Genomic DNA, 25,656 nt, shown 5'->3' on the forward strand with positions numbered 1-25,656 from the left:
AAAAACCTTCACAATAACTAATCTAAAAATGTGTTGTTCTAGAATTAGGTACAATAAAAAGGCGCCTTCTTATTCAAAAGCCCCCGATTGCTTAATTGAATTAATCTACAATTTGATAATCACTCTCAAAATCCTTTCTGCTAAAAATAAAATTAAATTCATCATGATTAGGATTTTCAGTTAACCGTGTGTATTTATTTTTCTTATTATAGACTGGTCTCTTAGCATTATATTTTTTAGCTAACAAAATAGAAATTAATTGAGGGAAAATTACGATACAATCTTCAAACGCACTAATAAAATGTGGTTCAATCTTATAAATGAAATTGGCATCATGTATTACTTTATGTCTTATTTCGAAACCTTGCTCTAATACAGTATATAACTCTTGAGGAATGTCTTTTTTTTCTTGTAACCAATATAATAAGATGTTAGGACTTGCAAAACCAACATCCACTAACGAATCCTCTATAAATTCAGTAATCCGATTTTTACTATCATTTAATAAGAAGTTTAGAGCGCTGCAAGTGTCATTTAAATCTTGAAAATTATATTGTTTACTTCCATAATCCCCTATGTTTAACTGAGTATTTTCTAGTTCTTGTGTAGACATTCCCTTCTCAGTGATAAAATCAGTAATTTCCGTTTTTTTATTTGGGTCTTGTTCCACAATATAAACAAATATATCTCTAAAGTAGGTCTCCCAACATGTGACCAAAGATGATATATATTGCCCTGCTGCAATGTAAATACTCTGTTTACCTTTCCTTAATTCCTTGTCATTTAAAATATGATGCATAAGATTATACCTTATGCTTACATTCAATAAATAACTTACTGAAAAATCGTTAAAACTAGTTCGGTTTTTTTTAAGTTCAACAAGTTCTTTAAGCAAGTTGGGCTTCATTTTCTTTTTAATTTTAAAGTCCATCTTCTAACCTCCCTTTTTTCCGATATATACCAAACTAAATATCATTAATTGCAACAAATTCAAATGATTTCCTACACATTCTGGCCATTTGCTGAATAAAAGTAAATGACAATTCCTCCACTAACCTGCTCGTTCTTTTAAGTACAATATATTACAAAGCCAAGAATTTTAACATAAATATCCATTTCAAAGCTCGATATGTCTTACATTATTTGCTGCGTAGTATGAGTCAAATACGAAAAAAGAGACGATCACTTAATAAACGTAATTGCCATTTCTTCGTATTTTTTACCAGTTTTGTGTACCGCTCAGCAATCAATCCTAATTTATCAACTTTTTCAGAATTACGCCCGAATATGAATTATTATACTACAGAATCAACCATACCAATAACGACTTTATCTTCCTGCTGATAGACAGTTACTTTAACTTTGTGCATTTTATTTAATCTATTTTTATCCATAAAACATTGACTAATTCTTAGCAGGATTGACACCTTTGTGATTACCAATCCATATTTATATTTCTATCTTCAAGCATAGCTTGATATTCTATAAATTGTTGTAACTTTTCATCTGATATAACAGCTTCTCTATATTGCTTAACATGAGTATCGTCAAAATATATATCTAAACCTGATTTTATTAACTGAATTGGCCTTGACCATTTCTTTGAAAAAAACAAGTAGTTATCAAAATCGTCGATAATCTTACATATTTCATTGAAATCTAATTCCGTGATTGGAATTAAAGAAAAGTGATTTGATTTTTCTTGACGTACCGGTATAAAACCTAAACCTTCCACTTTTGCGTATAAAGATCCGTCCTTCTTTTCAAAACCACCGTGCGCATACTTATTTCGATATCTTTCCTTTAAATTTCGCAAACTATCAAAATATTTCATTAAATCTGGATTTCTACTTGGGTTAAATATAACATTGAATTTAACAGTCCAGTCAGCGGCAATTATCTTTGTAACTGAGTCGTTTTCTTTATTAAATTCACTAAAGGGTAATAGGAGAATTAACAAGTGTTCTTGAAAACTGAAATATGACTCTAGCATAGCTTGAGTGTTATAAAAAATCTCTTTTTTATATTGCATATCTTGGTTGAAATTCACGGCAACTTTTTTTTCTTTATTATCTTCTTTGTTATTTAATAGAATTAAATTCGAAACTTTATTTTTAAAATATAAATATCGATCACATAAAAAAGTGCTTTGATTTGGGAATGTTATGTCACCGTTGTTTACTATTTCCTTAAGCAATGGGTTTATCATCTGATCCACAATTTTAAGCCCATTATTAATTTTATTAATTACTGATTTTATTAAAGTTTCATCTGTTGTTCCGGACATTAATCTAAATCCAAATTTTCTTACTGTGAAATAAAAATCAGTTTCCTTATATTTAAAGGGGATTTCCCACAATACTTTTTCCATTGGTTGGTATTCGTATTCACAATTTTTTAAATGGACCAACATAAAAAAAACCATATAACTAGGTGGAAACTTAATACCCAAATCAGTTGCTATATGAGTGTCAATTCTAACAAATTTACCTTTTATATCATTAGAACTAACTGGTCTTAACTCTTTGGTACATTGTTCAAAGTTATTCCATAATTTTGGATTTTCTTGTTTAAACCTCTTTTTATAATTCATCATATAGGTCACCTACATTTTTCTAAAAAAATTGTTACAAGTTAAACCGTGTGAGAAAATATAAATTTATTCGATTGAATTAAACCTTATTTGTCTCCAATGACTCCGCTTATGGTCAATTCAAATAACGTTCTCATTGTTCCCCTGTCCATGCCTCTTCGATTTCTAAGTAAGATTAGAAGTTGAACAACTTTATTTCGATATTAACCCTCAAAATTCTATGACAAAGAAGAAATTAGGAGGCTTGGAGAGAGTTTTGATGATGTTAATACCATCCTTATGTTCATTCTAAATTTAGATACAAATTATACCATATAACCATTATCTTTATACCGAATATATTAAAGCTGTTAAAATGTAAAGAGTATCTTCAGAATCTTTTAATACAAAACCAGTCAATGAGATACCTAAACTATACAACAACCTAGCCCGATCGTTGAAAACATTCGTCTATAAAAAAAATCTTGATATTAAGTACATCTCTCAAAGAATTTATTTGTTGTATAGTCCATATTTTTCATCTGCGTAGCAATAAAGGTATTTAGTCCCTTCGGTAAAAGAAAGTTAGTATCTTAAATGGTAACCAAAAAGGTTTCTGTACCCCAGTACAGAAATACTGCTCAGTACCGGGGAAAGAAACTCTTGTAAGCTCCATGTGTTTAAATAGAGGAATGCTAGTATGTAGAAAAAATTAAATCCATGGACGATATTCAAACAAGTCATCCATAGTTTCGTTCTCTAACTGGGTCATTAAAAAGTGAGAAGACAAGCATTTGATTTTTCTTTCAAACCTAGTTTTCCTACATTGTTATATATTTTTGTTACTATTTTCCTCTATTAAGTTCTCAATGTACAATTCCTGAATTATTTCTGAGATTTGCTGTACTTTTTTTGGTTTAGTATTAAAAAATAGATTGGCAATTACATTGAAAATGGGATTTGTTGAAACAAGTATCACCGTAATAAAAATAAGGAGCTGCAATAAAAATGTAACATCACTTTGGTCCTCTTTGGCAATTAAACCTACTGTAGTAACTATAGCTGTTAATATCATAGCTAGATATGGAGTCAAATTATAAGTAACAGTCTCCATATCTCCTTTACTCTTTAGTAACAAGGAAATTTCTTTATATTGTATAGAATTATTGAACCCTAGTTCATCTTTTAAATATATTGCAATATAATCTTTATGTTCAGCTCGTTTTTTCTCTATGCTTCTTAATAATATTTTATCAACTTTCTTATTTGTTTTATATAACCACAATATTAGAAAACCTACTGGTAACAACAACCATAACTTTTGGTAAACCGATAATAGATATGACGTTATTATTAGAAATATAATAATTCCAAAAAATACTGTGGTCAGTTTCAATCCTATCACTTGATAACCTTTTTTGTTTCTTTTGTCATAAAAAATAAAAAAATCATGAATAAACTTATCTAAAATTTTCATCACCTACTAAGAAATTAAATTGCTTCATATAGCTCTTATCCTTGCAATTCCAAGTGATATGCTTCCGATGAAACACATCATCTATACCAACTAAAATAATTTTTTCTGTTTTCATCTCAAATTAAATATTGTAATTATAATCCATATCATCTACAAAATTCTTTTAATAAAGCAGAGATAATAACCCTGCTTACAACTAGGACAACTTAATTTATTTTCCGCGTCGACCGCTTGTTTATTTATAACTTTATGAGTAATCGTAACTCTCAGTTCAAATGGTCTTGCTCATATTATCATTTTTTATTATTTAATAAAGTGGTTTGGTATATGTTCTTTGCAATATAAAAGTTTAATTTTGTTGGTTGCTAAGAAATTAAGTTCGTCCCCAGAGAGAGTTTTTTTACATTTCATACAAAGAGAGCTACTTTCTTCATTTTTACTAGATTCCTTATTGGAACTATTGGTTCTTAAATTTGACCAACCCATTTGAAAATGATCACATGCATCACGGAGTGCGTCTTGTGCTGCGGCTCTTATACCATATCGTAAATTTACTATTTTACCTTCAGGAGTAACTTGAAGTGTTGAAAACCCAATTCCCTCTCGTTCTGTTTCAAGGATTCGGAGTGTGCCTACAACTTGAACTTCATTTGTAGCTTTGTGTATGAGTGGTTCACCCTTTATATACCAAGACCAGTAAGAACCCGCTCCCTCTTCTAATCGTTTTTCATATTCTTCTGCAGGTATATAAAAACCCTTTGATTTATGATTGCGTTGTTGTACTACTTCAGGTGGAAACGGTTTTCTCAATATTTCCATAATGTTGTTGTAAAGACTTTGAGACATAACTTCCACTTCCCTTTATTTACTTTCATTTTTAGGCTTTTGTCCAAATTTAACCTCTTCCGCGTGCAATTCAGTTATTTTAATATTTTTACCGTTATCAATTCGAAACCGAGTTACGATTTTTCCATCCACAGTTACTTCTTGCCCAGCTACCAAATGATTAGCACAAGATTCTCCATACTCTCGCCAAACGACGATATCTATATAATTGGGATTCTTCCTATGTCCTCGGTCAGATGCAATAGAGAATTGACATACTGCAACCTGTTCATTATTTCTTTCGATATAGTACAAGGTTGGGTTCTTAACTAACCTTCCGCTTACAATACAACGATTGATATCACCCATAATTACTTATCTCCTTTCGATGAATCAAGTAAATCTAAAACTTGGGAGAAAAAATGTTGGCAGTGTAAAACATTCTCTCTTACCTGGTGAGAAAACGACTGAAACATAGAAACTCCTTCATCGGTCACTCGGTAGTATCGAAGAGTTCGTAATACAGGATCATCCCACTTTCCAACAAGGTATCCATTCTCTTCAAAATGATGAATCACATCATACATCCAAGTTTTACTTGAACTCCATCCATATTTAGATTCAATGTCTTCAAGGAGGTGAGCTGTTATAAATGGTGTGTTTGTTCCTCTTGCAAGAATCTCATAAGCAATTATATCTTTAACATTGAGATGGGAACTAAAAAAACGTTGGTCTTCCTTTGATAATGCTTTTGGTGGTTCTGGCCGTTGAGAAGTATAAGAACCACCTGTTACTGTATAAACAAGACAATCAATAACTTGCTTCATATTCTTAAACTTAGGCACTAACTCCTTCTTATATTGGTAATATCGATCCTTTCCTTTTGAGGTTATTGTAAAGTAATGAACTTTATTTTCAACATAAGCTACAGCAATTTCATGTTCATTTTTAAGGGAGCGTAGTGCCTTGTATATATATTGTGGTACATTCACTTTGTAAGGGAATTTAACATTCATCTTGTCCAGCAATTGCCCCCCACTATAATCATTTTCCATCAGTTCATATAATAAAAAGATTTTATGAAAATCGTGCTGCGTAATAGATTTTTCTTTCATTATTCTCTCCTTCCTACTCTTATGACTAATTTTAGTTTGAAGTCCGTTGAATTATTATATAATATGTATTCTACTCATGTCTTGCCTTCTCCTTCTTTTCTCGTCCTGGTATGAATCTTGTTCAAAATGAAATCTCATATTTTACTTCCTACCTTTTAAAGCTGCAAATCCCTAACTACTTCTTTTATTTTATCGTACCAAGTTTCTTGTTACGTATTAAGTTTCTTGTACTGTATAAAGTTTCTATGGTGGTATGGGTGTCTGTTCGCGCAAAACTGTCTGTTAGGGATTTTGGGCATGTGTTTGGTGGTAGATATAAGAGTGTTGAAAGGAGCGGAAGGAGATTATGGTATTTAAGATGTTTTATTGTGCGAGCGCATAATTTTTATTCATTGAACGGACTGTAAATTAAAATTAATTTAATAGTGAAAGGAAGCTCTTTGTAGAACTTCGCTATTAGTATAGATTATTATGAATGGTGGAAGCATTTCACCTGTATTAATTTCTACGATACATAAAGAAACAGTTGACCGATTTACAGAAATATAGATTTCCATGAAAAACACTTACATATTAAATCAGGACTACTTGGTTGAAATAGAATACAGAAAAAATTAAATTTAACCGTATATCCAAAAAAATCGATAAAATACATCTATTTGCCGTACATTCCGTAAGGAGGTCCTCTTTCATAGTTCGTGCTTACAAGTTACTTGCCATTCACTTTGGTACACAACGCAATCGAATAACTGTAATGTAAAAACTTTCACGAAAAAAATAGCCAATCCTCCACTATGGGACTGGCTGCCAATGTTCCACAAGTATTTAACTTAGTCCAGTTATCCTTAGGCTTATTTTTATATAGTTTACAATTCCATAAATACAAGACCAATTTTTTAGTAGCTAATTTTCCTTGACTATGATTTGGAAAAATACTATTTAAATCTTTTCCATAAAAGTACAACTGAACATATTATACCTATTATTAAAGATAAGAATGTAAGAGTTATCAAAACAAGACTATTCGGTTCTTCAAAAAAGAATACGTGTGGCCAAGGCATAAAAGTTCCTTGTGTTATTACTTCAATAAAAGTATATGTTGCTAATAGAGCAACCGTAATATCCAAGTTCCGTGTAAAACATAAAATTGCTAATCCAAAAATTTGATAAAATATAAAAAGCATTATCAAATGTATTATTAATATTGGTGTTAGGAATGATATACCGTTAAGCCATAAAGTAATTCCTACTAGTAATAAGATAAATATAAAGTGCAATACCCCATATCGAATTATGTCATACAAAAGGACTTTACGATAATAATAGACTAATGTTTCCTCTGCAGGTATTTCAAATACATTACTATATAACAATATTAAATGACATCCTGCTATAGGTACAGCGATACCCTGTAAAGCTACATAAACCATATATGGGCTTTCTGATTTCATTGACATGTATAGCATTATAAAAACACATAACAAATAAGTAGAAAAAGGAATTATATACATATATCCCAATAACTTTATATCAAACCTAAAAAAATGTATTAATTTATTCATGGCTATTCTCTTTAAGTAGTGCTAAATATCCATCCATTAATCTCGGACTAACAGGAGTCCCTACCAATTCTTTCGAGAATATTCTAACCAAAACCTTATCCTTTTCCTCATTCATAAATACTACTTCTTTAGTTGAAATAACTTCATCCAATTCTTCATGAGAAACCGCTATTTCGAATATACACTGTAGAGCCTTTTCCTTTAATTCATCAGGACTTCCCTCAAAGAGTACTTTTCCATTCTTTATGACTCCTATTTTATTACACAAAAGTTCAATATCTTCTACTATATGTGAACAAATTAATACAGTATGTCTTTTACCTAAGCGTTTTAATAGGTTTCTAAAACGAATTCGTTCTTCAATATCAAGTCCTGCAGTGGGTTCGTCAAACAACAAGATTGATGGCTTTCGTAATAGAATTTGTGCAATACCTACTCTTCTACGCATCCCACCAGACAAATTCTTCATTTTTTTATAAAGATGTTCCGTTAAATTTACTTGTTCAACCGCCTCATATATTAAGGCTCTACGTGAACTTTTCTTATTTTCACCTTGAAGAACGGAAATGTGTTCAAGAACTTCATAAATTGTTAAATCTGGGTATATCATGAATTCCTGTGGTAAGTATCCAATATAGTCTAATCTTTTCACGTAATTCTTTTCTGTAATAACTTTATCATCACTGTATATTCTCCCTGAGTTAAAACTCTCAATACTAGCTAGAATTTTCATTAACGTTGTCTTGCCAGCACCGTTTGGACCTAATAAACCGTATACTCCTGAAATTGAGAGTGTAACATTTGATAATATTTCCTGTTTTTTTATTTTTTTCGATAACCCTTTTACGTCTATCTTCAAGTTACCTCCACTCCTTTATCAATAAGAGAACATCATTCCAAATCCAATCATCATCCAATAATAGATACCACTGCTTTAAAAATTCTTCCTTCTCTTGAGTAGTCAACTGGTAAAAATGATGATAAACTAGTTCTATTATTTCTTGTTCACTAGTACTGAATAAAAATGATTCTGAGCTTCTTCCTTTGATGTCAATATACCATCCGTTTTTATCCCTAATCGCTTCACTTGTCATATTTATCCACTCATTATATAACTTTTCTGGTCCCTTTTTTTCCACAGCAAGTTGAAGTGTATTTTTGGGTATATCTTTCAAAGTGTCATAAGAATTAATTGCTGAATTATATTGAATATTATAGACTAGATGGTCCGAAGTTAATAAATTTGATAACCCGTGGTTTGAAAAGACTATATTTTTTGGTAGAGATAATATCGACGTAGGAACAAGCAATTGAATTTCTTGAAGACTCTGCTCGAATTTACTAATTACTTCGGGCAGCCTATCCTCCATTTTTGGCCAATCTGCTGGATAGATTATTTGATAGTCTAAATAAGTCATTTTAATTCCCTGACCTTTTATTAGCGTTACCGCTTGTGATTCACCTTTAAACACTTCTCCTACCATAGGTAAATTACAAAATAGTACACCGTTTGTAGTAATATTAAATAAGTAGCTTTCTTCAGATGGAAAAACCTCGGTTATTTCAATCCAGTCTTTAGCACTATCCATTTCATACATATGTGTCGACCTCTTTTTAGGATACCAGGCTACATTAGCAAGTAGAGCTATTCTTCCATTCGTATACGGAACAAAATTAGTATCTAAAATTTTATACTCAAAAGTAAGTGATGTTACTTCTTCCAATAGTTGGAGTTTTATTATATCCCCATCTCTTTCATAATGAATAGGCTTACCACTAGAAACAATTTGTACAATCGGATAAGCATGGTATAACTGAAAAGTAGGTTCCAATGTGTCTAAAGTTGAAAATTCAACCTCTACAATTATGTCTTCATTATTCTTAACTATATTATAAGTTTCTATTTCGTACCTTAAATCTGTCTGAACTTCACTTATTTGCATATAGTATTCGGTTTCTTTTATATAATCAGCATAACTAAATGTTCTTTTACTAAATAAAAGAACACTATTAGCTGATAGAACTGCTCCCATTAGCAGTATAACAATTATAAAAATTGTCGTTTTTCTTTCCTTTCTAGTGACTGACCACTTAATAGTAATAGTTAACAATATTACGATAAGGGCTAAGAACCATGATAATAGTTTTAACTCATTACCCCAATGCATGTCAAAGCCTATGAATGAGATATATACAAACATTATATTATTTAATCCTATATTCAGTAATGTCTGCCATTCATCAACATAAACTTTGCTAAAGAATGGAAAAAAAATCTCTGAACTAATACTTCCTCCAAATATCCAAAATAACATGATAAAAAGGTAACTAATTTTCTTTGTACCGAATACTAACGCTACTACAAATCCGTATAGAAGACAAAGTAATAGTGGATAAAACATATAGACTAAGAGGAATCTAAATAACGATAAATAAAAGCTAGAATGCTCTATACCGAGATTAGTAAAAATAAAGAAATATATTACATAAACAAAAAATATATTTACTGTTTGGTATGTTATATGCGCCATAAATAAGGCACAATATTTTTCAAGCATAATTTTATACCCGTCCAAAAAAAACGATTGAACACCATAAAGTAGCTCATTCGATAAGGTACGGTAAAAATACAATATAAAAAAAAGGGAAGTAATTTGTACTATCATCGCAATTTCACTTGGCAATTGCCCATATGCTTCTCTTTCTACATTGTTTAACGAGAATAAAAGCCTAATACCTAATAGTAAAAAAATTAATAGGCATCCTCCAAGATAAACCTTACTTCTACTAAATTGTTTAATATAAAAAACAAACAATAAATTCCAACGCATTTTTCTCCATCCTTTTTCAACAATAGAAAAACAGAAAATATAAAAAAATAGATAGATTTTAATATATATAGAAGTTAGGAAACAAGTTTCCTAACTTCATAATTTTTTTCTAGTTAACTGTCAATCTAACAGCACCTCTAGAGCTAGTAGTTTGACCAACTATTTGTCCATAATATTGATGTCCACTTGTTTGACTAAATCTCACGGTTGACGTAGTACCTGGATTTAGCCAAGAAGTCGATGCCGCTGTACTATCTGGCCACCAACTAATTTCACGCTTTGCATAACCTCTAGTAGTTGTATTTGATCCTGTATTTGTAACATAAATATTACCATTAGTATTATTACTTGCTGTTAGAGTGGATGTATTTTTGGATGTTCCTGATCCATCTAAATGTGCAGTAACTTGAGCAGCTCCAGTTGCACCTACAGTCGTTATCAATACAAGTGCTACCGCTAAAGTAACCACCTTTGATTTCCATTTCTTTTTCTTGTTTACCAACATTTTTACACACTCCCTAACTATTAATATAGATTAGATTTAAAAGCTATTATAAGTATTGTTACTAATTAACTGTCAATCTAACAGCACCTCTAGAGCTAGTAGTTTGACCAACTATTTGTCCATAATATTGATGTCCACTTGTTTGACTAAATCTCACGGTTGACGTAGTACCTGGGTTTAGCCAAGAAGTCGATGCCGCTGTACTATCTGGCCACCAACTAATTTCACGCTTTGCATAACCTCTAGTAGTTGTATTTGACCCTGTATTTGTAACATAAATATTACCATTAGTACTATTACTTGCTGTTAGAGTGGATGTATTTTTGGATGTTCCTGATCCATCTAAATGTGCAGTAACTTGAGCAGCTCCAGTTGCACCTACAGTCGTTATCAATGCAAATGCTACTGCTAAAGTAACCACCTTTGATTTCCATTTCCTTTTCTTGTTTACCAACATATTTTCACCTCCTTTCAATAATTACCAATTTCTTATTCAATATGGAATACAACGGTTTATCTAGCAAAGAAAACACATTCTCATATCGATTGGTAAAGATTATGTAGTTCATATCATCAAAATCTTCTTTTAAGAATATATTGAAATTTTCTATATCTTTATAATCAAAATACTTACTTGGTTGGTCCAATAAAAAAATACTCTTTTTTAGCATTTTCCCTAAAACTATTAAATATAAAAACTTCCCGAAATTAGTAAAAGTATAATATTTATCTTTAGGAGATATATTGTATTTTTCGAGCAACGGAAAGTTTTTGAGAGTGTATGATATCTTCAATATATTAATTAATTCTATTAAAGAACAATTGCTAACGTACTTATAATACTTTTCTGGAATTACATAAAATATATTACGTTTATTGCCTTTAAGATCATCATTACTGGTTAAAGAAATCTCACCTTCTTGAACAGATTTAAGTCCTGCAAGTGTTTTTGAAAATATATCGGTGTTTATACTATTCTCTGTAACAATAACAGACTGACTTGGTATTTCTATATTACAATTTTCTATAATAATATTTGTCTTCTCTTTTATAGTGACATCTTTTAACTTTAGCATCTTTATCACCTTAATTTTTTATTTTCAATCCCTTTTTGTATGTAAAATTGTTTTTCTTCAATCGTTAATATTTTAAATTTCATCCACTCTTCTGAATTAACATCCGAGTCTTGTATTATCCAATCAATATATCCCATTGTTTGAATATCCATTTTTTCCATAAGATATATGCTAGTTAAAATGCTAATTTCTTTATCCTCGAAGTGTCTGAAGGGAATTAAAAAAGTAGCGAGTTCTTCTAAATGTGAAGTTATTGGTTTTTCATTTATGTCAATAAATGGACTGACATAGAAAGTGTATTGATTATTGGAATATGTGCTATCATACATAGAAAGTGCTGGAGTATTTAAACTCTTCGGTACTATTACTATTTTCTCTATATTCTTCCTATTACAAATGAAATTTTCTGAATTCAAATTTTGTAACAAACAAACTTCTTCTTGTATCACTTGTATTTTTTCTATAAGTTCAGAGTAATTTTTATTTCTTGTTAGAAACGGTTTGTATATTAACAAACCTGTACCATCAACTGTTAAACTTTTAAATGGCCCTTTAATAATAGATAAACAGTCTAGATTATCCCCTTGCAAACTGTACTTTTGTTTTCCAACTACATACTTAATATTACTACATTCCCTTGTTTTTACATTTGTATATAAATTTCCGAATGAATCAATATTATATATATTTACTTCCTTTGTACTAGGCAACCACAAAGATTCAGTTGGTAAAAATATGAGGTTAGGAGTTATTGAAAAAAAACTAGTGCCATTCGTGTTTTTATAATATACATCAAAAGAATCAACTCCTTCTGTCATAACGTCGACTGCATTACCATTTTGAGAAAAAGGCAATGGTCCTTTGACACTGATAATATGAGATATACTAAATTGTTCATTTACATAAAAGCGAGTTTGTAGTGCGTGTTCATTTAAAGTTATTTTGATTTTAATTTGAGAAATAGCATTAGCATTAAATTCAATTTCCGTTATTGTCCAATCACTAAATATATCTTTCTCTTCTTGTTCTTTGTTTTTTAATTGTTCATAAAGAACCGTATCATTTACAAAAAATAAATCTTCGACTAAATTATGCTTATTTTTCAACCAAACTGTTGAAGACAACAAAGTAAATATTATTACAACAATAAATGTATATTGCAAAAAAGGTACTTTTGTCTTTATAAGAATAAACAACAAAACAACTAATAAACAAATTATATATAAAAGGTTTATAGTCAGTTGTTTGTCTAAAAAGGACATGGTGTATAGATCTATATATGGGTTTCTATTATGGATAAATATACCTATTTTTGATTTATATTCAAGAAGTAGAATAAGTGGTATCCACGGTATTAAGATAAGTAAAAAGATTATAGTTTTTTTTACAGAGTATATATGCTTTATTATACTAATGGAGCTACCTAGCAACCAAGCAAATGTAAAAGGTATTGCATAATAAACAAAGTATATTTTAATTAAATAGACAAAAAAATTAAGGCCTGAGTCGAAAATTAATGTAATTACCATTGCAATAGTAATTGAAACCAGCCCTTGCATTATTAAAAAAAATATTAAATGCAAACATTGAATTTTAACCAAAACTTCTATCTGACTTTTTAATATTTGATTTATCTTAAGTAGTTCATAGGGAATTGACTTAATAAATTTTGCATGAATTTGATAACTAACTAATAGAACTATTGGTAAACCTATCGGGATAAAATACTTTGTGTATAAAATAAACTCCATAGGATTTATAACAAATGGATTACTACATAAGAAGATAAGTGTTAAAAAAAAGAAAAATATTAAGATTATTTCTAATTTTATATTTATAAAATTAATTTTCCGAAAAAAAATAGCTAAAGTATCCATGACAAATTACCTCATTGTCTTCTATTAAAATAAACCGCTTTGTTAATGCTATTAAAGCTAATATTTTTGAATAGTTTTCAATTTTATATATTTTTGTAAAAATCTAGGTTGAATCTATTATAATCCTAAATTCCGACAAAAAAATGGGTATATTTCCTTATTTTTCTTTTCAACCCTTAATTATTTGTGTATATATGTAAAGTTCAAGTGGCATTTCTTGAGGATTAAACAAAAAAAGAGTCCCTTGGTCTTATACGAGGTGTCCGAAGTTTCAGCGCAAGGACCCTTAAATAGTAACCAAGGAGGACTCAAAATTAATTATACTAAAATTACAAAATCTCGAAAATCTCACAAGAAACTCTCTTATCTATAATGTTATCCAAAAACAAACATGTCGCACATGCTCAAGATGATTGAGGGTTAGACTTAGGAAAGCGATTAGTCTTTTATAATCAAATTCATTGTTTAAAAGCTTTCATCGATTGTGCAAAGCATCACCAAGAAAAAACACGTGATTATTGGAAGAGTCTTGCTAATGACCTAAAACAAAAGTGTATGACTTTGCGGTTGGTAAACTCATGCGCTTCAAGAAAAATATAGAACTTGGTGTCAATTTTTCTAATGAAAAATGATACGAGAGATGCAAATATGACCGCCCAGGTAATCAAAGATGCTAGATCGGTTCCCAATCTCTTACATAGCGCTCTCAGCTTACTGTACAATTAATGTTCACTGTACATTCAAAATATAAACCAAAGCTACTTTCCGAAGTTTTTCGATGCATTTAGGAAAATAAGGATATTATATTCTTTATAGAAGCTTTACCAAAGATAATATTTAGGGTAATTTGTTCATTCTTTGAAAACTCTATGAGGACATTTCAAATTTATAACTGGTCACCTTATATAAATGTACACTCAATATGATTTCACGAAAACCATGAAGGTTACATACAAATAATGACGGGTTCATTTCTTAATTTAAACACTTTTCGCAGGTAAATAATTTGCAAAACTCCATGCTTTGAGTAATTGTTTTTTTATGATTAACTACATAAAGACGTTGATCTTGTGTCCTTTAGTATTTATCAGTTTTCACGACGATTAATTGCGATTAATCTATATTTATACCAAAGGCTTATCCTTATTTTGGTTACAAAAATTCATACAAAATCACATTACTACGATGCTTATCATCTCTTTAAAAATCTTCGATTCAAGCACATTGCTACTACATCATATTTATAAGCAGATATCTATTTCGTATCCCACTCCTCCTAAGACCAGAATCATTTCAAACACTTCTTATTCTAATGTTAAACTTTCTAGACCCTTGTGTGAAAGAAAGAATAGAATAAAATATAATTAATTCTCTACATTTCTTGAGGTAGAATTTCCCCTTAAGTTAGGTTTAAAATAAACAAAACTTCTACTCCTATGTAAATATATTCTTTCTCGTTCACAGAGTGTTTAACTATTACAATCACCCTATATATTAATTCAATAATCCTTAAAACTAACATTTTACCTTCTTCACCAATTGCACATGGGATTTATAAAAAGTCTATCATTCTTTTTGGTGAAAATTCTTGTTATTTAGTGGCAAATACTATGTGAGAGATGGTACATTTCAAACACTGTATTCAAACGTTTTTTACAATTGTGGTATTCAATAGAAATAATCTCAATAACAAAGTGCCTGTTTTAATACCCTTAAATCATTTGAAACCATCAGGTTATAAAAAAATCCATGCCCCTAAACAGAGCATGAATTCATAATATTACTTTTTTCAGTTTAATGTATTTGAGATGTTAATAACGATAGCGCTTAGTATGGACATTGCTGCTATACCAATCACAATGTAATCAAGTACCCTTTTGGTTTGTTCTTTTAAGAAAAATAACATAAACGCTTCACCTCTTATCAGATATTAAGTGTATTATATCATATTATCAGAATTTTTAAAATATTTATTTATTCTTCTTTTGTGTTACCTTCCCCTAATAGCATTGTCGTTAGTTGCTCATTACTTAGCTGATGAATGTTTTCTCGTATCTGAATTGTTCTCATTTCTACTTGTTTTATCTTATCTTGTTGGTCCTCTATTTCTATTTGCATGTCATTGAGGGAAAGTTTTAACTCTTCACTTTGAACCTCTAGTTGTTCTATCGTATCATCTATGTCAGAGAACTTATCAGAAAGTGTAACCTGTTCTGCCGTTTCCATAGCATCTTTTATAATCTTCTCAACATTTGGTGGGTCTTTTTTGTCTGGACCTTTAAATATATTCTTCAAGGTCCACTTTGTTTCTTGTCCTCCACCAGCTGTTGTCTGCCTTAATGATTGGTCTAATACTTTATAATATTTTTCTTCAACAACAGAATGTTCTTTTTTTACTTTTAGTATCTCTATTCGATTATCTATAGTATCTTTTTCTCGAACAACCTCTCTGTATGCTCCTTGTAACTCTAACAACCTTCTTTTCTCTTCACTTATAATCTGACTCATATTCTGAATTAACATCATTTGTTTCAATTGGGCAAATTCCTTTTCTATTTGTGAAGATGCTCCAGTTTGCAACTCATCCTGAGTGCTGTCATGCGTTCTTGTAGCTCTTTGGAACTCACCACTACTTTGCAATGGTTTAATGCCACAAAAATATGCAATATCAGCTGTAGTTTTATTAGCTTTTTCTACTAAAAGTAAAATCATGTGTAATTTGAAAACACTCTTATAGTTTAATCTGTAATATTTTCCGAATTTTTCAGGTGCAATATAATCCAATAATTCCGTTCTAAAATAATTCCTTAAGGTACTGTCTTTTCTTCCAATTATCTCGCCTGCTTCAACAGTACTGTATGTAGTGTCTGGATGCATGTCCAATATTCGGTCTGTATATATTTCTTCTTCAAGTTTATTTATCCGAATCTCTTTCCGAACTGGGTCTTGTTCAAATTCTTCTTCTAAAATGTCTTTTATATCCACTACGTCACCCCCGGGACAACTGCGTATTTCTACAATTTCTTTCAATATACCCTTATAAGTTTAAATATTCAAGTACAAACAGACCGCTACGGCAAGATAAACGTAATATAGCTATAGCGTTATTGATTTTTGCGTAGCTGATTGAAGTCATTACATAGCTATCCTACCCATTTAAATACACTCAATTACAATCAAGTGTTACTATAGTTTGTAATATCGTTTCATAGCGTTAAAGCTATGATTCGTTTTAAACGCCGCAGCGCTTTGATATGACGTGCGGACTGTAGCTATACGATGCGTAGCGCTCTTCGGACGCACCGTAGCGGTAGCGAAAGAAAATAAGTGCTGTAGCGCCAAGGACGTTCCGCAGCGGTAGAACCTTTATATAGATTATTTGTTTATAGTTTAGGGTTTGCTCATATGTGTATGAAGGATAATTGTGATGAGTGGAAGGGGAGTCTATCTGTAAGAATGCATAAAAAAGCTCGAAGAATTATTCTTCGAGCTTTTTCTTATTTATAAATCATTTATTGGGTCATATCCATCATCAGATGACGATTTCACTTTAGACTTTGAATCTGTATCCTCACTTAGCAATGAGTCTAAATCATCTAAATCTAATTCTTCTTTCTTTTTCCTTTTAAATGTTTGAAGAGAGGCAAGAACATCATCGCTGTCGCTTTTTTCTTCTTGAAGTTCTGTGAGGCGATTATTCTCTTCAACTAATTCATTAATACGTGCTGGTAACTGAAGACCTGCAAATACCGTATAAAAATGTACACCCCGGGCTTTTTCATCAACGTAAGTCGCAATTGGTTTTTCACCAGCTAGTGGTGCTTTAGAATCAATCAACGTTTCTACTGTATCTGTAAAACCAAGGGTGAACAGTCTTTGTGCAGTTCCTCGGTTTGCAATAATACTTGTAGCAGCTCGTTGAGTGTTATCTAATTTATATCCATCTGACAGGATGCCAGTCTCAATGGAATCATCAAGTGCAGAAAGGTAAGTAGATTGATTTTCCAAGTCGATATCTCTATCATCAATTGAAAATTTCGATAGAGAAAGAATACCTGGAGTTTTAAGTAAATTCTCAAATTCACTTGAATCAAAATGAGAATCTCCATAAGGTTTAAAACTTGCCGTTACCACATTTAATTCATGTAATGTATCTGCAATGAAGTCATTACTAAACTCAAGATATTCAGATAAGGAAGCATTAGGGTTTTGCGTACTGAATCGTTTATATAGTTTTTGATTATCAACCAAAATAATTGAACCTAAACTTTGCATGACTTTAGAGATTTTTTGAAGTCGCTCTAATGCATTGCTTATAACAGTTGCTCCTTCTTTGTCTCGTGGTAAAGTCAAAATTAATCCAAATCTTTTCTTAAATCCATTGTTATGAAGTGTTTTTATAGCTTCAATGACACTTCCAGTGCCAGTTCCGCCACCAAGTCCGGCAACTATCCAAACAAAATCACGGTCCATAAATTGTTTTTTTATTGAATCGATTATACTACCTTGTCCATCTACAAAAGCTTGTTCGCCAACATCAATATCTCTACCAGCACCTTTGCCCGTTCCAATTAGTAATTTTGAAATAGTAGGAGTTTTGAAACTAATTTTCTCAAAGTCCATAGCATTGGTATTTACAAGTAAAGCGTTATAAGGGAAGTGACCATTTCGAACGTTTGTTTTAACGTTAGCACATGCTGCGGCAATGGAACATCCACCCATACCCAGTCCCAAATATCCAAATTTAAGTGAAATTTTAATATCATCCCGCTCCAACAAATTCTGTTGTGTAAGTGTTGATGCCATAATTATCGTCTCCTTTATTATTTATTTTTTTGTCTCGCTATGTAAGAAGCTAGTTCTTGATAAAAAGGGGAAAGGCTATATAAACGGCCACGACCCATTTCTTTTATATTCACTAATCCAACTGCATCAAGTCTAGCTGTATAAATATCTAAGGTGTATCGAGAGGGTATTAAATCCTTATCCGTTTTTACTTTTTCCTTATAGAGTTGATTAACGTTGTGCCATAACTGTTCCTTTAGAAGTGGACCTTCCTTAAGTGCGATAAGGATATAGATTCCATCTCCTAATCTCTCATATATCAACTGAAGTACTTCATCCTTAGTCAAGCTTGTACCTCCCTTCAATTAGTCCATGAATAAGTCATGACATTACCATGATTAATTCATGGTAACACCTTGAATAAATTTAAGTAACCTAAGAATATCACTAGTAAATGTATCCAGTCAAGCCATAGTTTAATAACTTTTGAGATTGTATTTTCCCTTTATAAATAAGGCTTTTATATACCATGAATAACACATTGAATAATTCATGGTATTATCCATGGTATTATTCAAGGAGTTATTCCATGAATTAAAAATTAGACCTATACATGTCTTAATATTCCCTATTTTCCCTCTTAGGTTTCTCTTCGCTCCTGAAAACTTAAGCCAACTTTAGACATATTAAGTATCTGGATATCCACTTATAAGTGAACTCTCCAATAAGTGTCCCATTAGCATGACACCTGGTAAGTTTATTGATTTAGTCTATCTAACTAATATTTTGTAATTACGTTAACGATCTAAGTTTATTAAGAAAGTTTTTCTCAACCTATCAAATAGTTAAAGAGAAAACTGAAAAATAGATATACAGACAATATCCAACAAATTGCGAATTTAGTTAGGGGAATCCTAGAAGTTAGAGTAACTCCATTAGCATTTCTATAAATACCTCTCTCTTCAGGACAGATACCTCTTCTCATTACAATACATCTAGGTCACTTGGTAAGAAAGTTACTTGGTAATGGGGAGGAGGGGAATTCTTAATGTTTCACTGTGTCTTTTCCAGCTGTCTTATAAATACGTTTAATGACAAATTTTTCAATCCCATATTTAACAACTCATATTTAACAATAAAAAAGCTCATAGTTGTTAAACATGAGTTGTTATATGGACATAACAAGTTAAAGGGGAGTGTAGAAAGGCGTTGTGTCACTTAAAGAACCTTGACTATAATACCCTGACTAATATATATTTCTTATATATCTCACTTGAATGAAGAGGAAAATGATGAATTCTATTTTGTACCTTTATGGGAGTTCTATTTTTAACTCTCTTTGGACAATTGACAGCATTATTTGATACACTTTGTTCAACTAAAATTACATAAAAACAGGGTAGCCCCCTTAATGAATTGGAGTAGGAAAAAGCCTAGCTTCGTTTATTAAGGTGGGCTATTTTTTATGGAGAAAGGAGTTGTGAATTTTGAACGTAGATTCAAAGAAAAAGAGGTATAAATTTGGTCCTAATAACCAAGGTGCAATGCTTTCTAACAATGACCTGAAGCTTTTGCAGTTTTTAGCTAACCAAAGACTACTAACAGTTAACCAGTTGTACAAAGTATATAAAGACAAGATAACAATTAATTCTTTTCGAGTGAAACTGTATCGCTGGGGAATGAAAGAACTGATTGTTCCGCACCAATATTCACTTGGGCAAGATGGCTTTTATTTTAACTATTTCCGTATTGGATATCGAGCAGTAGAAATTTTAATAAGAGAAGGGATGTTGCCAAACAGTTGGGAAGGGTTTCAAATTAAAAAGATTTCTAATGTCAAAAATGTTGATCACTTCTTGGCCACACAAGAATTAGTGGTCAATACAATACATGCTCTTGAAGAAAAGGAGAAAAACCTAGAATCCTTACACCCATATGAAAATCCCTATCTGGATAATGAAGAGATAGAACCAAGTAAAATAATTATTCCCGATTGGATATTAAGAGTGGAGAACCGATATCTAAATATTGAATTAGATACAGGAGAAGAGCCTACAAAGGAAATCTTTGAAAAAGTGGAACGCTATGCAAAACTATGTAAACAAAATTCCCACCAAGAACATGTTGTTTTAATTGCTATCCTCGATGGAAGCTTTAAAACAAGAAAAGCATATTCCGAGGATCGTTCAAGAAGAATTGGAAATCTTAAAAAAATGTTTATGTCCTATAAGGATTTATCCCTTTCTAACTTTTCCATCTATATCCTTCCATTATCAAGGGCTGTTCGGACAGCAGAAAGAGTATTGTTAGGATTAAAGCCATATGCAGCTAACATTTATCAAACAGAATTGGATACTATTGAACTGGCAGTATTTAAAAATCCTAAATTTAGATATAAGTATAAAGAGATTGAAAGTACGGAAGTATACCTTCCTGATGTTCCGAAAGAAATGTATGCAGACAAAGCAATCAAAATCACTCACAAAAAAGGGTCTTATGATGAAATGCTTTTACTTGTTCTTCTGGATGAAGGGAATGTTAAAGAACTAGATAGGTTACACTATTTATCTTCCATGGTAAATGAGGGGAGAATGAAACAAACGATACACAAAATTATTGCATTTTACTCAAGGAGAGATGAAAAGATATATGATGTGCTAGCAAATCATTACCGTAATGTTTTAATTGGTGATAATGAATCGTGGATGAGAACAGGCTATGATGAAACTCCTAAATTCAGCCGAACTGTGTCCCCGTTTAAGATGGAGGTGACTGAGTATGATAAAGAAACTAATGTCATCACATAGATTACCATTTATTATTGCGGTTACTTTGCTAATCCTTTCCTTATGGTTATCGATGAGGGCTGTGACAAATTATATTTTGTTAATGGTTGGCCAATTCTTAGAGTATATTCCTGTATTCGTTCTCTTTGGTAGTTCAATAGCTCCATCTATACTTGGACTTATAGCCACATCAACCATTTCCATTGTAACTTGGTTGATGTCAACCAAAATCAAAGAGTTTCAAGGACTCAAATGGCGTATCTTTATATTCTCTCAAATGATTGTTGGTATCGTGTTCTACTATACGTGGTTTATAACAGCTCCGGTTTACAATGTAATTGTTCCTTACTTGTTAGAGAGAATTCATGAGTTGGAAATTGTAAACGTATGGCATGGGGTATTGGTAGGAGACACAACGAATCTCCTTATTTTACTTGTATTTATACCAGGAATCATTATGGCTCTGTTACTTATTTGGTTAGCGGGACAATACGCTCTCCATCGTGACGACTTACGCGAAGCCTTTGAAGAATTTGAATATAACTCAAGATTTCTTCAGTCCTTTTTTAGCAAAGGAGAAGAAGAAAAGTGGCCTGATGTTGTGCTAGGTCCTGACTCAGAGACGCAAGAACTTATCATTCAACCAGGAAAAGACAGAACACTTAATAATATAATTATAGGTTCCATTGGTACTGGTAAAACAGCTGCTCTCGTGTTGCCCATTTTAAATCAAGACCTACATTGGATGTCTCGATTTATTAATCAATTTAGAAACGTATACCAACGAGACGACTATCACACTGAGGAAATTAAGGGAATGTACTTAAATGGAATATCGGTCATAGAGCCTTCTAATGATTTATGTCAAAAGACCTTTCAATTAGTTAAAGCTCACAATATACCTGAAGACTCTGTTTTTTATATAGACCCTACAAATCCAAACACCCCTAATATTAATCCGATGCAAGGTCCAGTAGACCAAGTAGCTGAAGCGTTTGCGATGGTAATTGAAGGACTTGGGGAAGGTGGAGATGGGGGGAACTTTTTCTTCCAGCAATCAGAGCGTAACCACTTAAAACATTATATATATCTTTTGAAATTGCATGAACCTGATAAGGAAGTTACCTTTGATATGCTACTCGATATGTACAACAGTTCTCAACTAGTACGAACCATGCACGTTAAGTTAAAAGACACGTTTCCAGACAACTATAACGATATTGAAGATAGAGACCAACGCAACCATTGGCAAATTGTTAAGCAGATTGATTCTTGGTTTGATAATAATCTTTTACCTAAAACATCTAGAAATGGTGAAAATGAAAAGGTTACTCATGGAGTTTATCGTGGTCAAGATGTATATTATGATGCAAAAGCAGAGTATGTACAAGGTTTACGTAACATCCTAAATGACATTGGTGCCAACAAGTTAATCCGTCGTGTTCTATTTGGGGAATCAAAGTTTAACTTTGATAAGCACTTGGAATTTGGTGGTGTGCTTTTAGTAAATACTGCTAAGGGAGAATTATCAGGATTATCTAATGTTCTTGGAAAGTTAATCCTTCTTAGTTTACAAAATGCTGTATTCCGAAGAGAACCAAATACGAGTAATTTCCACCATATCCTCGTGGATGAGTTTCCTGATTACGTATATCGGCCATTTAAAGAGTTTCCCGCTCAATCACGTAAATATAAGACTATCGTTACCGTTGTAGCCCAAACTGTTACACAGCTTGCAGATAAATATGGAGAAACCTACATGCACACCTTACTAGGAACGCTAAGACATAAAATGGTTTACGGGGATATTCCTGATTATGATGCTCAGTTATTCTCTAATATTTTTGGTGAAGAAGAACGTTTTGAAGAAACACAAGGTGAACAAACCGTATCTCCTCTTCAAGAAATGCCAATGACTCGAGCGGGGAGTCAATATGCTAAAACCAAAGAAGCCATTCTCACACCAAGTGATATTATCTTTCAGAAGGAGTTTCAAGCTGCCGTTAAGATTGTTAAACACAACCGTCCTATTCCAGTAAGACAAATAGATGCTAACTTTGTACCAAAAGAAGAGTTTAAAGAAGCTGTTGTTTTAGTTGACACTGAGGCGGGACAAATTTGGCTTGACGAGAAAGAAAAGTTCTTAGAATTCGATATTCTTGCGAACGAATCAATTGAAGATGAAGAATTACTGGAACAACAAGAAATAGCAACCATATCTGAAGACAGCGAGAATGTTGTTGAGACTCCTGAGGTGGATGAAGAAATCACTCTTGCTACTCACCCAGGACAACCTATTCATGTGAATGAGCCTAAACCACAGAGACGATTAAGAAAACCTCCTTTAGTAGATAACGTTGAGGAAATCTTATCATCTGCCGTCAATCCGGAGTTGGCTAGTACACAAGAAACTGACATTCCCTTGATAGAACCAGAAAAGAAAGGGATAGAAACTCCTCAAAACATAGAAGATACAACACACTTGTCAACTAACCATGAAAAAGAAGAACAACAAAAACCTGAAGTTATAGTTGATGAATATGACCCGCTTGCTGATATTTTTGGTGATTCTTCCAATGTTGAACCAAAAGTGAGCAAGTTATCTGAAAAAGAAGAGGAACTCATAAAAACGTTACAAAAAGAAGTGAATCAAGTTAAGAAGGAATCACATAGTGACGAAAAGACTAATGACCAAAATGACTTAAACTTCCTTTTTACTGATTATGAAGATGAAAAGTAGGTTGAACTACTCACCACTTATCAATTCTAATAGCTAATTAAAGTGGGAGATTCCTAAGAACACCAGCGTAATCGCTAGTTATGAGTTAGGCTATCCCCGTCGCACCGACGGTTAGAAGTCTTATCGCTTCATTTTTAAGATTTAATCCTGCATTACGGTCTCTTTGGTGGTGGGCTCCGCACTTGCAAGTCCACTCACGCAAACCTGGGTCTTTAACGTCTTTGTTTTTATAACCACAACTCGAGCATAGTTGAGAGCTAGGAAAGGTTTTACTTACTTCCACTACTGCTTTACCGTACCATTCAGCCTTGTATTTTAGCATGACTTTGAACTGATGCCAAGATACATCAGCAATGGCTTGAGCTGTTTTCTTATTTTTCATTAAGTTCGATACTTGTAAATTCTCAATCCCTATAACATCGTGGTTTTTGATGATATCGGAAGAGGTCTTATGCAAGAAATCTGTACGTTTGTTTTCAATTTTCTCATGAATGCGAGCTACTTTAATTCGTTGTTTATTCCAGTTGCTAGAGCCGAACACTCGTCTTGAAAGTACCTGTTGAGCCTTTACTAATTTTTGCTCTAACTCCTTATAATAACGGTTGTTTTTGTATTTGGTTCCATCTGCAAGAATTGCGAAGTCTTTTAGGCCTAAATCAACGCCGGTACTAGAGTTTGTCTTTGGTAAAGGCATGACCTCTGTTTCAGTTACGATAGCTACAAAGTACCTTCCACTTGGTTTACGTCGGATAGTGGCATTGATAATTCTTCCTTCTACTTCACGACTTTTGGCAAACCGAACAAGACCAAGTTTGGGGAGCTTGATGTATTTTTCGTGAACAGCGATATTTCCGTTGGTTTGCTTCGTGGTATAGGTGTGTACCTTGTTCTTTTTACTTTTAAATTTAGGTGCATTATTTTGCTTCTTGTAGTAACGTTGGTACGAATCTGCTAAGTTCTCAACGGACTTTTGAAGGGAGATGCTATCTACTTCTTTTAAAAATGCATAATGTTCTTTTAACTGGCGAACGGCTTTAATAGAGTCATATTTATTGAAAAACTCACTTTTCCAATTGTTTGACGGAAGTTGGCCGTTTTGCGTCATATTTTCAACGATATACCAATAAGCTTCTTTTTCCTTTTGTTTACTGAGGAAAAAATTGAACACGAACCTGGAACAACCAATCGTTTTATTAATTAGTTCGATTTGTCTTGGATTAGGAAAGATACGAAACTTAAAAGACTTTTTTACTAACATAGAAAAACCTCACTTATTAGGAACGTACGTTCTTATTATACCATTTAATGAACGTTTTGGATACTGGCAACCACCATTCATATCTTCCTTATTGCTAAAATATAAACAAACAATCCTTGAAGAGGTCGTCTTATGTGTAATGATAAAAGTTTTATTTGTAAACTTGTCAATTCTATAAATCTATTGTATGATTTTAAATAACATTTGAGTAAAGTAAAAATTATATATTTATTGGGACGCCCCAAAA

The 25,656-nt window shown here is 32.0% G+C and carries 19 protein-coding genes; 2 read left to right on the plus strand and 17 right to left on the minus strand.

The genetic code is table 11. From position 1 onward, the window contains the following. Window positions 1–100: 100 nt before the first annotated feature. From BK585_RS23460 to BK585_RS23535, 16 genes are all read right to left on the minus strand, one after another. Window positions 101–931, minus strand: a complete 831-nt coding sequence (locus BK585_RS23460; RefSeq protein WP_078557264.1) for a HEPN domain-containing protein — start codon at window positions 929–931, stop codon at window positions 101–103. Between the two features lie 504 nt (window positions 932–1,435). Then, window positions 1,436–2,593, minus strand: a complete 1,158-nt coding sequence (locus tag BK585_RS23465) for a hypothetical protein (RefSeq protein WP_078557265.1) — start codon at window positions 2,591–2,593, stop codon at window positions 1,436–1,438. A gap of 808 nt (window positions 2,594–3,401) precedes the next feature. Continuing rightward, on the minus strand, window positions 3,402–4,049 hold the full coding sequence (locus tag BK585_RS23470; RefSeq protein ID WP_078557266.1) for a hypothetical protein: 648 nt from the start codon (window positions 4,047–4,049) through the stop codon (window positions 3,402–3,404). 303 nt (window positions 4,050–4,352) lie between these two features. Continuing rightward, window positions 4,353–4,895: a hypothetical protein gene (locus BK585_RS23475; RefSeq protein ID WP_078557267.1), complete on the minus strand. Its 543-nt coding sequence runs from the start codon at window positions 4,893–4,895 to the stop codon at window positions 4,353–4,355. Window positions 4,896–4,910: 15 nt separating this feature from the next. Beyond that, the gene (locus BK585_RS23480; RefSeq protein ID WP_078557268.1) at window positions 4,911–5,243 is read right to left on the minus strand and encodes a single-stranded DNA-binding protein; all 333 of its coding nucleotides are present in this window, start codon (window positions 5,241–5,243) and stop codon (window positions 4,911–4,913) included. A 2-nt stretch (window positions 5,244–5,245) separates the two neighbouring features. Then, on the minus strand, window positions 5,246–5,989 hold the full coding sequence (locus BK585_RS23485) for a helix-turn-helix transcriptional regulator (RefSeq protein WP_078557269.1): 744 nt from the start codon (window positions 5,987–5,989) through the stop codon (window positions 5,246–5,248). 935 nt (window positions 5,990–6,924) lie between these two features. Continuing rightward, window positions 6,925–7,551, minus strand: a complete 627-nt coding sequence (locus BK585_RS23490; protein WP_078557270.1) for a hypothetical protein — start codon at window positions 7,549–7,551, stop codon at window positions 6,925–6,927. Beyond that, on the minus strand, window positions 7,544–8,410 hold the full coding sequence (locus BK585_RS23495; RefSeq protein ID WP_078557271.1) for an ATP-binding cassette domain-containing protein: 867 nt from the start codon (window positions 8,408–8,410) through the stop codon (window positions 7,544–7,546). Before BK585_RS23495 ends, BK585_RS23490 begins: the two co-directional genes overlap by 8 nt. 1 nt (window position 8,411) lies before the next feature. Further along, entirely contained in the window at window positions 8,412–10,382 is a 1,971-nt protein-coding gene (locus tag BK585_RS23500; RefSeq protein ID WP_078557272.1) for an LTA synthase family protein, read from the minus strand. A gap of 109 nt (window positions 10,383–10,491) precedes the next feature. Continuing rightward, window positions 10,492–10,887 carry a hypothetical protein gene (locus tag BK585_RS23505; RefSeq protein WP_078557273.1) on the minus strand — a complete coding sequence of 132 codons (396 nt, stop codon included), beginning with the start codon at window positions 10,885–10,887 and terminating at the stop codon, window positions 10,492–10,494. A 61-nt stretch (window positions 10,888–10,948) separates the two neighbouring features. Beyond that, complete coding sequence (locus BK585_RS23510) at window positions 10,949–11,344, minus strand: hypothetical protein (RefSeq protein ID WP_078557274.1); 396 nt, start codon at window positions 11,342–11,344, stop codon at window positions 10,949–10,951. 4 nt (window positions 11,345–11,348) lie between these two features. Next, window positions 11,349–11,963: a hypothetical protein gene (locus BK585_RS23515; protein ID WP_078557275.1), complete on the minus strand. Its 615-nt coding sequence runs from the start codon at window positions 11,961–11,963 to the stop codon at window positions 11,349–11,351. A gap of 5 nt (window positions 11,964–11,968) precedes the next feature. After that, window positions 11,969–13,840, minus strand: coding sequence for a hypothetical protein (locus BK585_RS23520; RefSeq protein ID WP_078557276.1), 1,872 nt, complete (start codon window positions 13,838–13,840; stop codon window positions 11,969–11,971). A 1,974-nt stretch (window positions 13,841–15,814) separates the two neighbouring features. Then, window positions 15,815–16,825 carry a hypothetical protein gene (locus BK585_RS23525; protein WP_078557277.1) on the minus strand — a complete coding sequence of 337 codons (1,011 nt, stop codon included), beginning with the start codon at window positions 16,823–16,825 and terminating at the stop codon, window positions 15,815–15,817. A gap of 516 nt (window positions 16,826–17,341) precedes the next feature. Then, window positions 17,342–18,646 carry an FtsZ/tubulin family protein gene (locus tag BK585_RS23530; protein WP_078557278.1) on the minus strand — a complete coding sequence of 435 codons (1,305 nt, stop codon included), beginning with the start codon at window positions 18,644–18,646 and terminating at the stop codon, window positions 17,342–17,344. A gap of 17 nt (window positions 18,647–18,663) precedes the next feature. Continuing rightward, the gene (locus BK585_RS23535; protein WP_078557279.1) at window positions 18,664–18,972 is read right to left on the minus strand and encodes a hypothetical protein; all 309 of its coding nucleotides are present in this window, start codon (window positions 18,970–18,972) and stop codon (window positions 18,664–18,666) included. 1,140 nt (window positions 18,973–20,112) lie between these two features. Between BK585_RS23535 and BK585_RS23540 the strand changes: the two genes are divergently transcribed. Beyond that, the gene (locus tag BK585_RS23540) at window positions 20,113–21,432 is read left to right on the plus strand and encodes a replication-relaxation family protein (RefSeq protein WP_078557280.1); all 1,320 of its coding nucleotides are present in this window, start codon (window positions 20,113–20,115) and stop codon (window positions 21,430–21,432) included. Then, window positions 21,404–24,151: a type IV secretory system conjugative DNA transfer family protein gene (locus BK585_RS23545; protein WP_078557281.1), complete on the plus strand. Its 2,748-nt coding sequence runs from the start codon at window positions 21,404–21,406 to the stop codon at window positions 24,149–24,151. Before BK585_RS23540 ends, BK585_RS23545 begins: the two co-directional genes overlap by 29 nt. An 85-nt stretch (window positions 24,152–24,236) precedes the next feature. On the opposite strand, the gene tnpB is transcribed toward BK585_RS23545, so the two are convergent. Beyond that, the gene (gene tnpB / locus BK585_RS23550; protein ID WP_078557282.1) at window positions 24,237–25,409 is read right to left on the minus strand and encodes an IS200/IS605 family element RNA-guided endonuclease TnpB; all 1,173 of its coding nucleotides are present in this window, start codon (window positions 25,407–25,409) and stop codon (window positions 24,237–24,239) included. Window positions 25,410–25,656: the final 247 nt, after the last annotated feature.

Origin of the sequence: Bacillus alkalicellulosilyticus, assembly GCF_002019795.1 — a bacterium.
Classification (GTDB): Bacteria; Bacillota; Bacilli; order Bacillales; family Bacillaceae_F; genus Bacillus_AO; species Bacillus_AO alkalicellulosilyticum.

Bases quoted from the DNA above. Each gene is read 5' to 3' on its own strand.
- BK585_RS23515 (WP_078557275.1), bottom strand. From the start codon at position 11,963: ATGCTAAAGTTAAAAGATGTCACTATAAAAGAGAAGACAAATATTATT.
- BK585_RS23475 (WP_078557267.1), bottom strand. From the start codon at position 4,895: ATGTCTCAAAGTCTTTACAACAACATTATGGAAATATTGAGAAAACCG.
- BK585_RS23490 (WP_078557270.1), bottom strand. From the start codon at position 7,551: ATGAATAAATTAATACATTTTTTTAGGTTTGATATAAAGTTATTGGGA.
- BK585_RS23510 (WP_078557274.1), bottom strand. From the start codon at position 11,344: ATGTTGGTAAACAAGAAAAGGAAATGGAAATCAAAGGTGGTTACTTTA.
- tnpB (WP_078557282.1), bottom strand. From the start codon at position 25,409: ATGTTAGTAAAAAAGTCTTTTAAGTTTCGTATCTTTCCTAATCCAAGA.
- BK585_RS23465 (WP_078557265.1), bottom strand. From the start codon at position 2,593: ATGAATTATAAAAAGAGGTTTAAACAAGAAAATCCAAAATTATGGAAT.
- BK585_RS23520 (WP_078557276.1), bottom strand. From the start codon at position 13,840: ATGGATACTTTAGCTATTTTTTTTCGGAAAATTAATTTTATAAATATA.
- BK585_RS23485 (WP_078557269.1), bottom strand. From the start codon at position 5,989: ATGAAAGAAAAATCTATTACGCAGCACGATTTTCATAAAATCTTTTTA.
- BK585_RS23505 (WP_078557273.1), bottom strand. From the start codon at position 10,887: ATGTTGGTAAACAAGAAAAAGAAATGGAAATCAAAGGTGGTTACTTTA.
- BK585_RS23530 (WP_078557278.1), bottom strand. From the start codon at position 18,646: ATGGCATCAACACTTACACAACAGAATTTGTTGGAGCGGGATGATATT.
- BK585_RS23545 (WP_078557281.1), top strand. From the start codon at position 21,404: ATGATAAAGAAACTAATGTCATCACATAGATTACCATTTATTATTGCG.
- BK585_RS23460 (WP_078557264.1), bottom strand. From the start codon at position 931: ATGGACTTTAAAATTAAAAAGAAAATGAAGCCCAACTTGCTTAAAGAA.
- BK585_RS23500 (WP_078557272.1), bottom strand. From the start codon at position 10,382: ATGCGTTGGAATTTATTGTTTGTTTTTTATATTAAACAATTTAGTAGA.
- BK585_RS23470 (WP_078557266.1), bottom strand. From the start codon at position 4,049: ATGAAAATTTTAGATAAGTTTATTCATGATTTTTTTATTTTTTATGAC.
- BK585_RS23480 (WP_078557268.1), bottom strand. From the start codon at position 5,243: ATGGGTGATATCAATCGTTGTATTGTAAGCGGAAGGTTAGTTAAGAAC.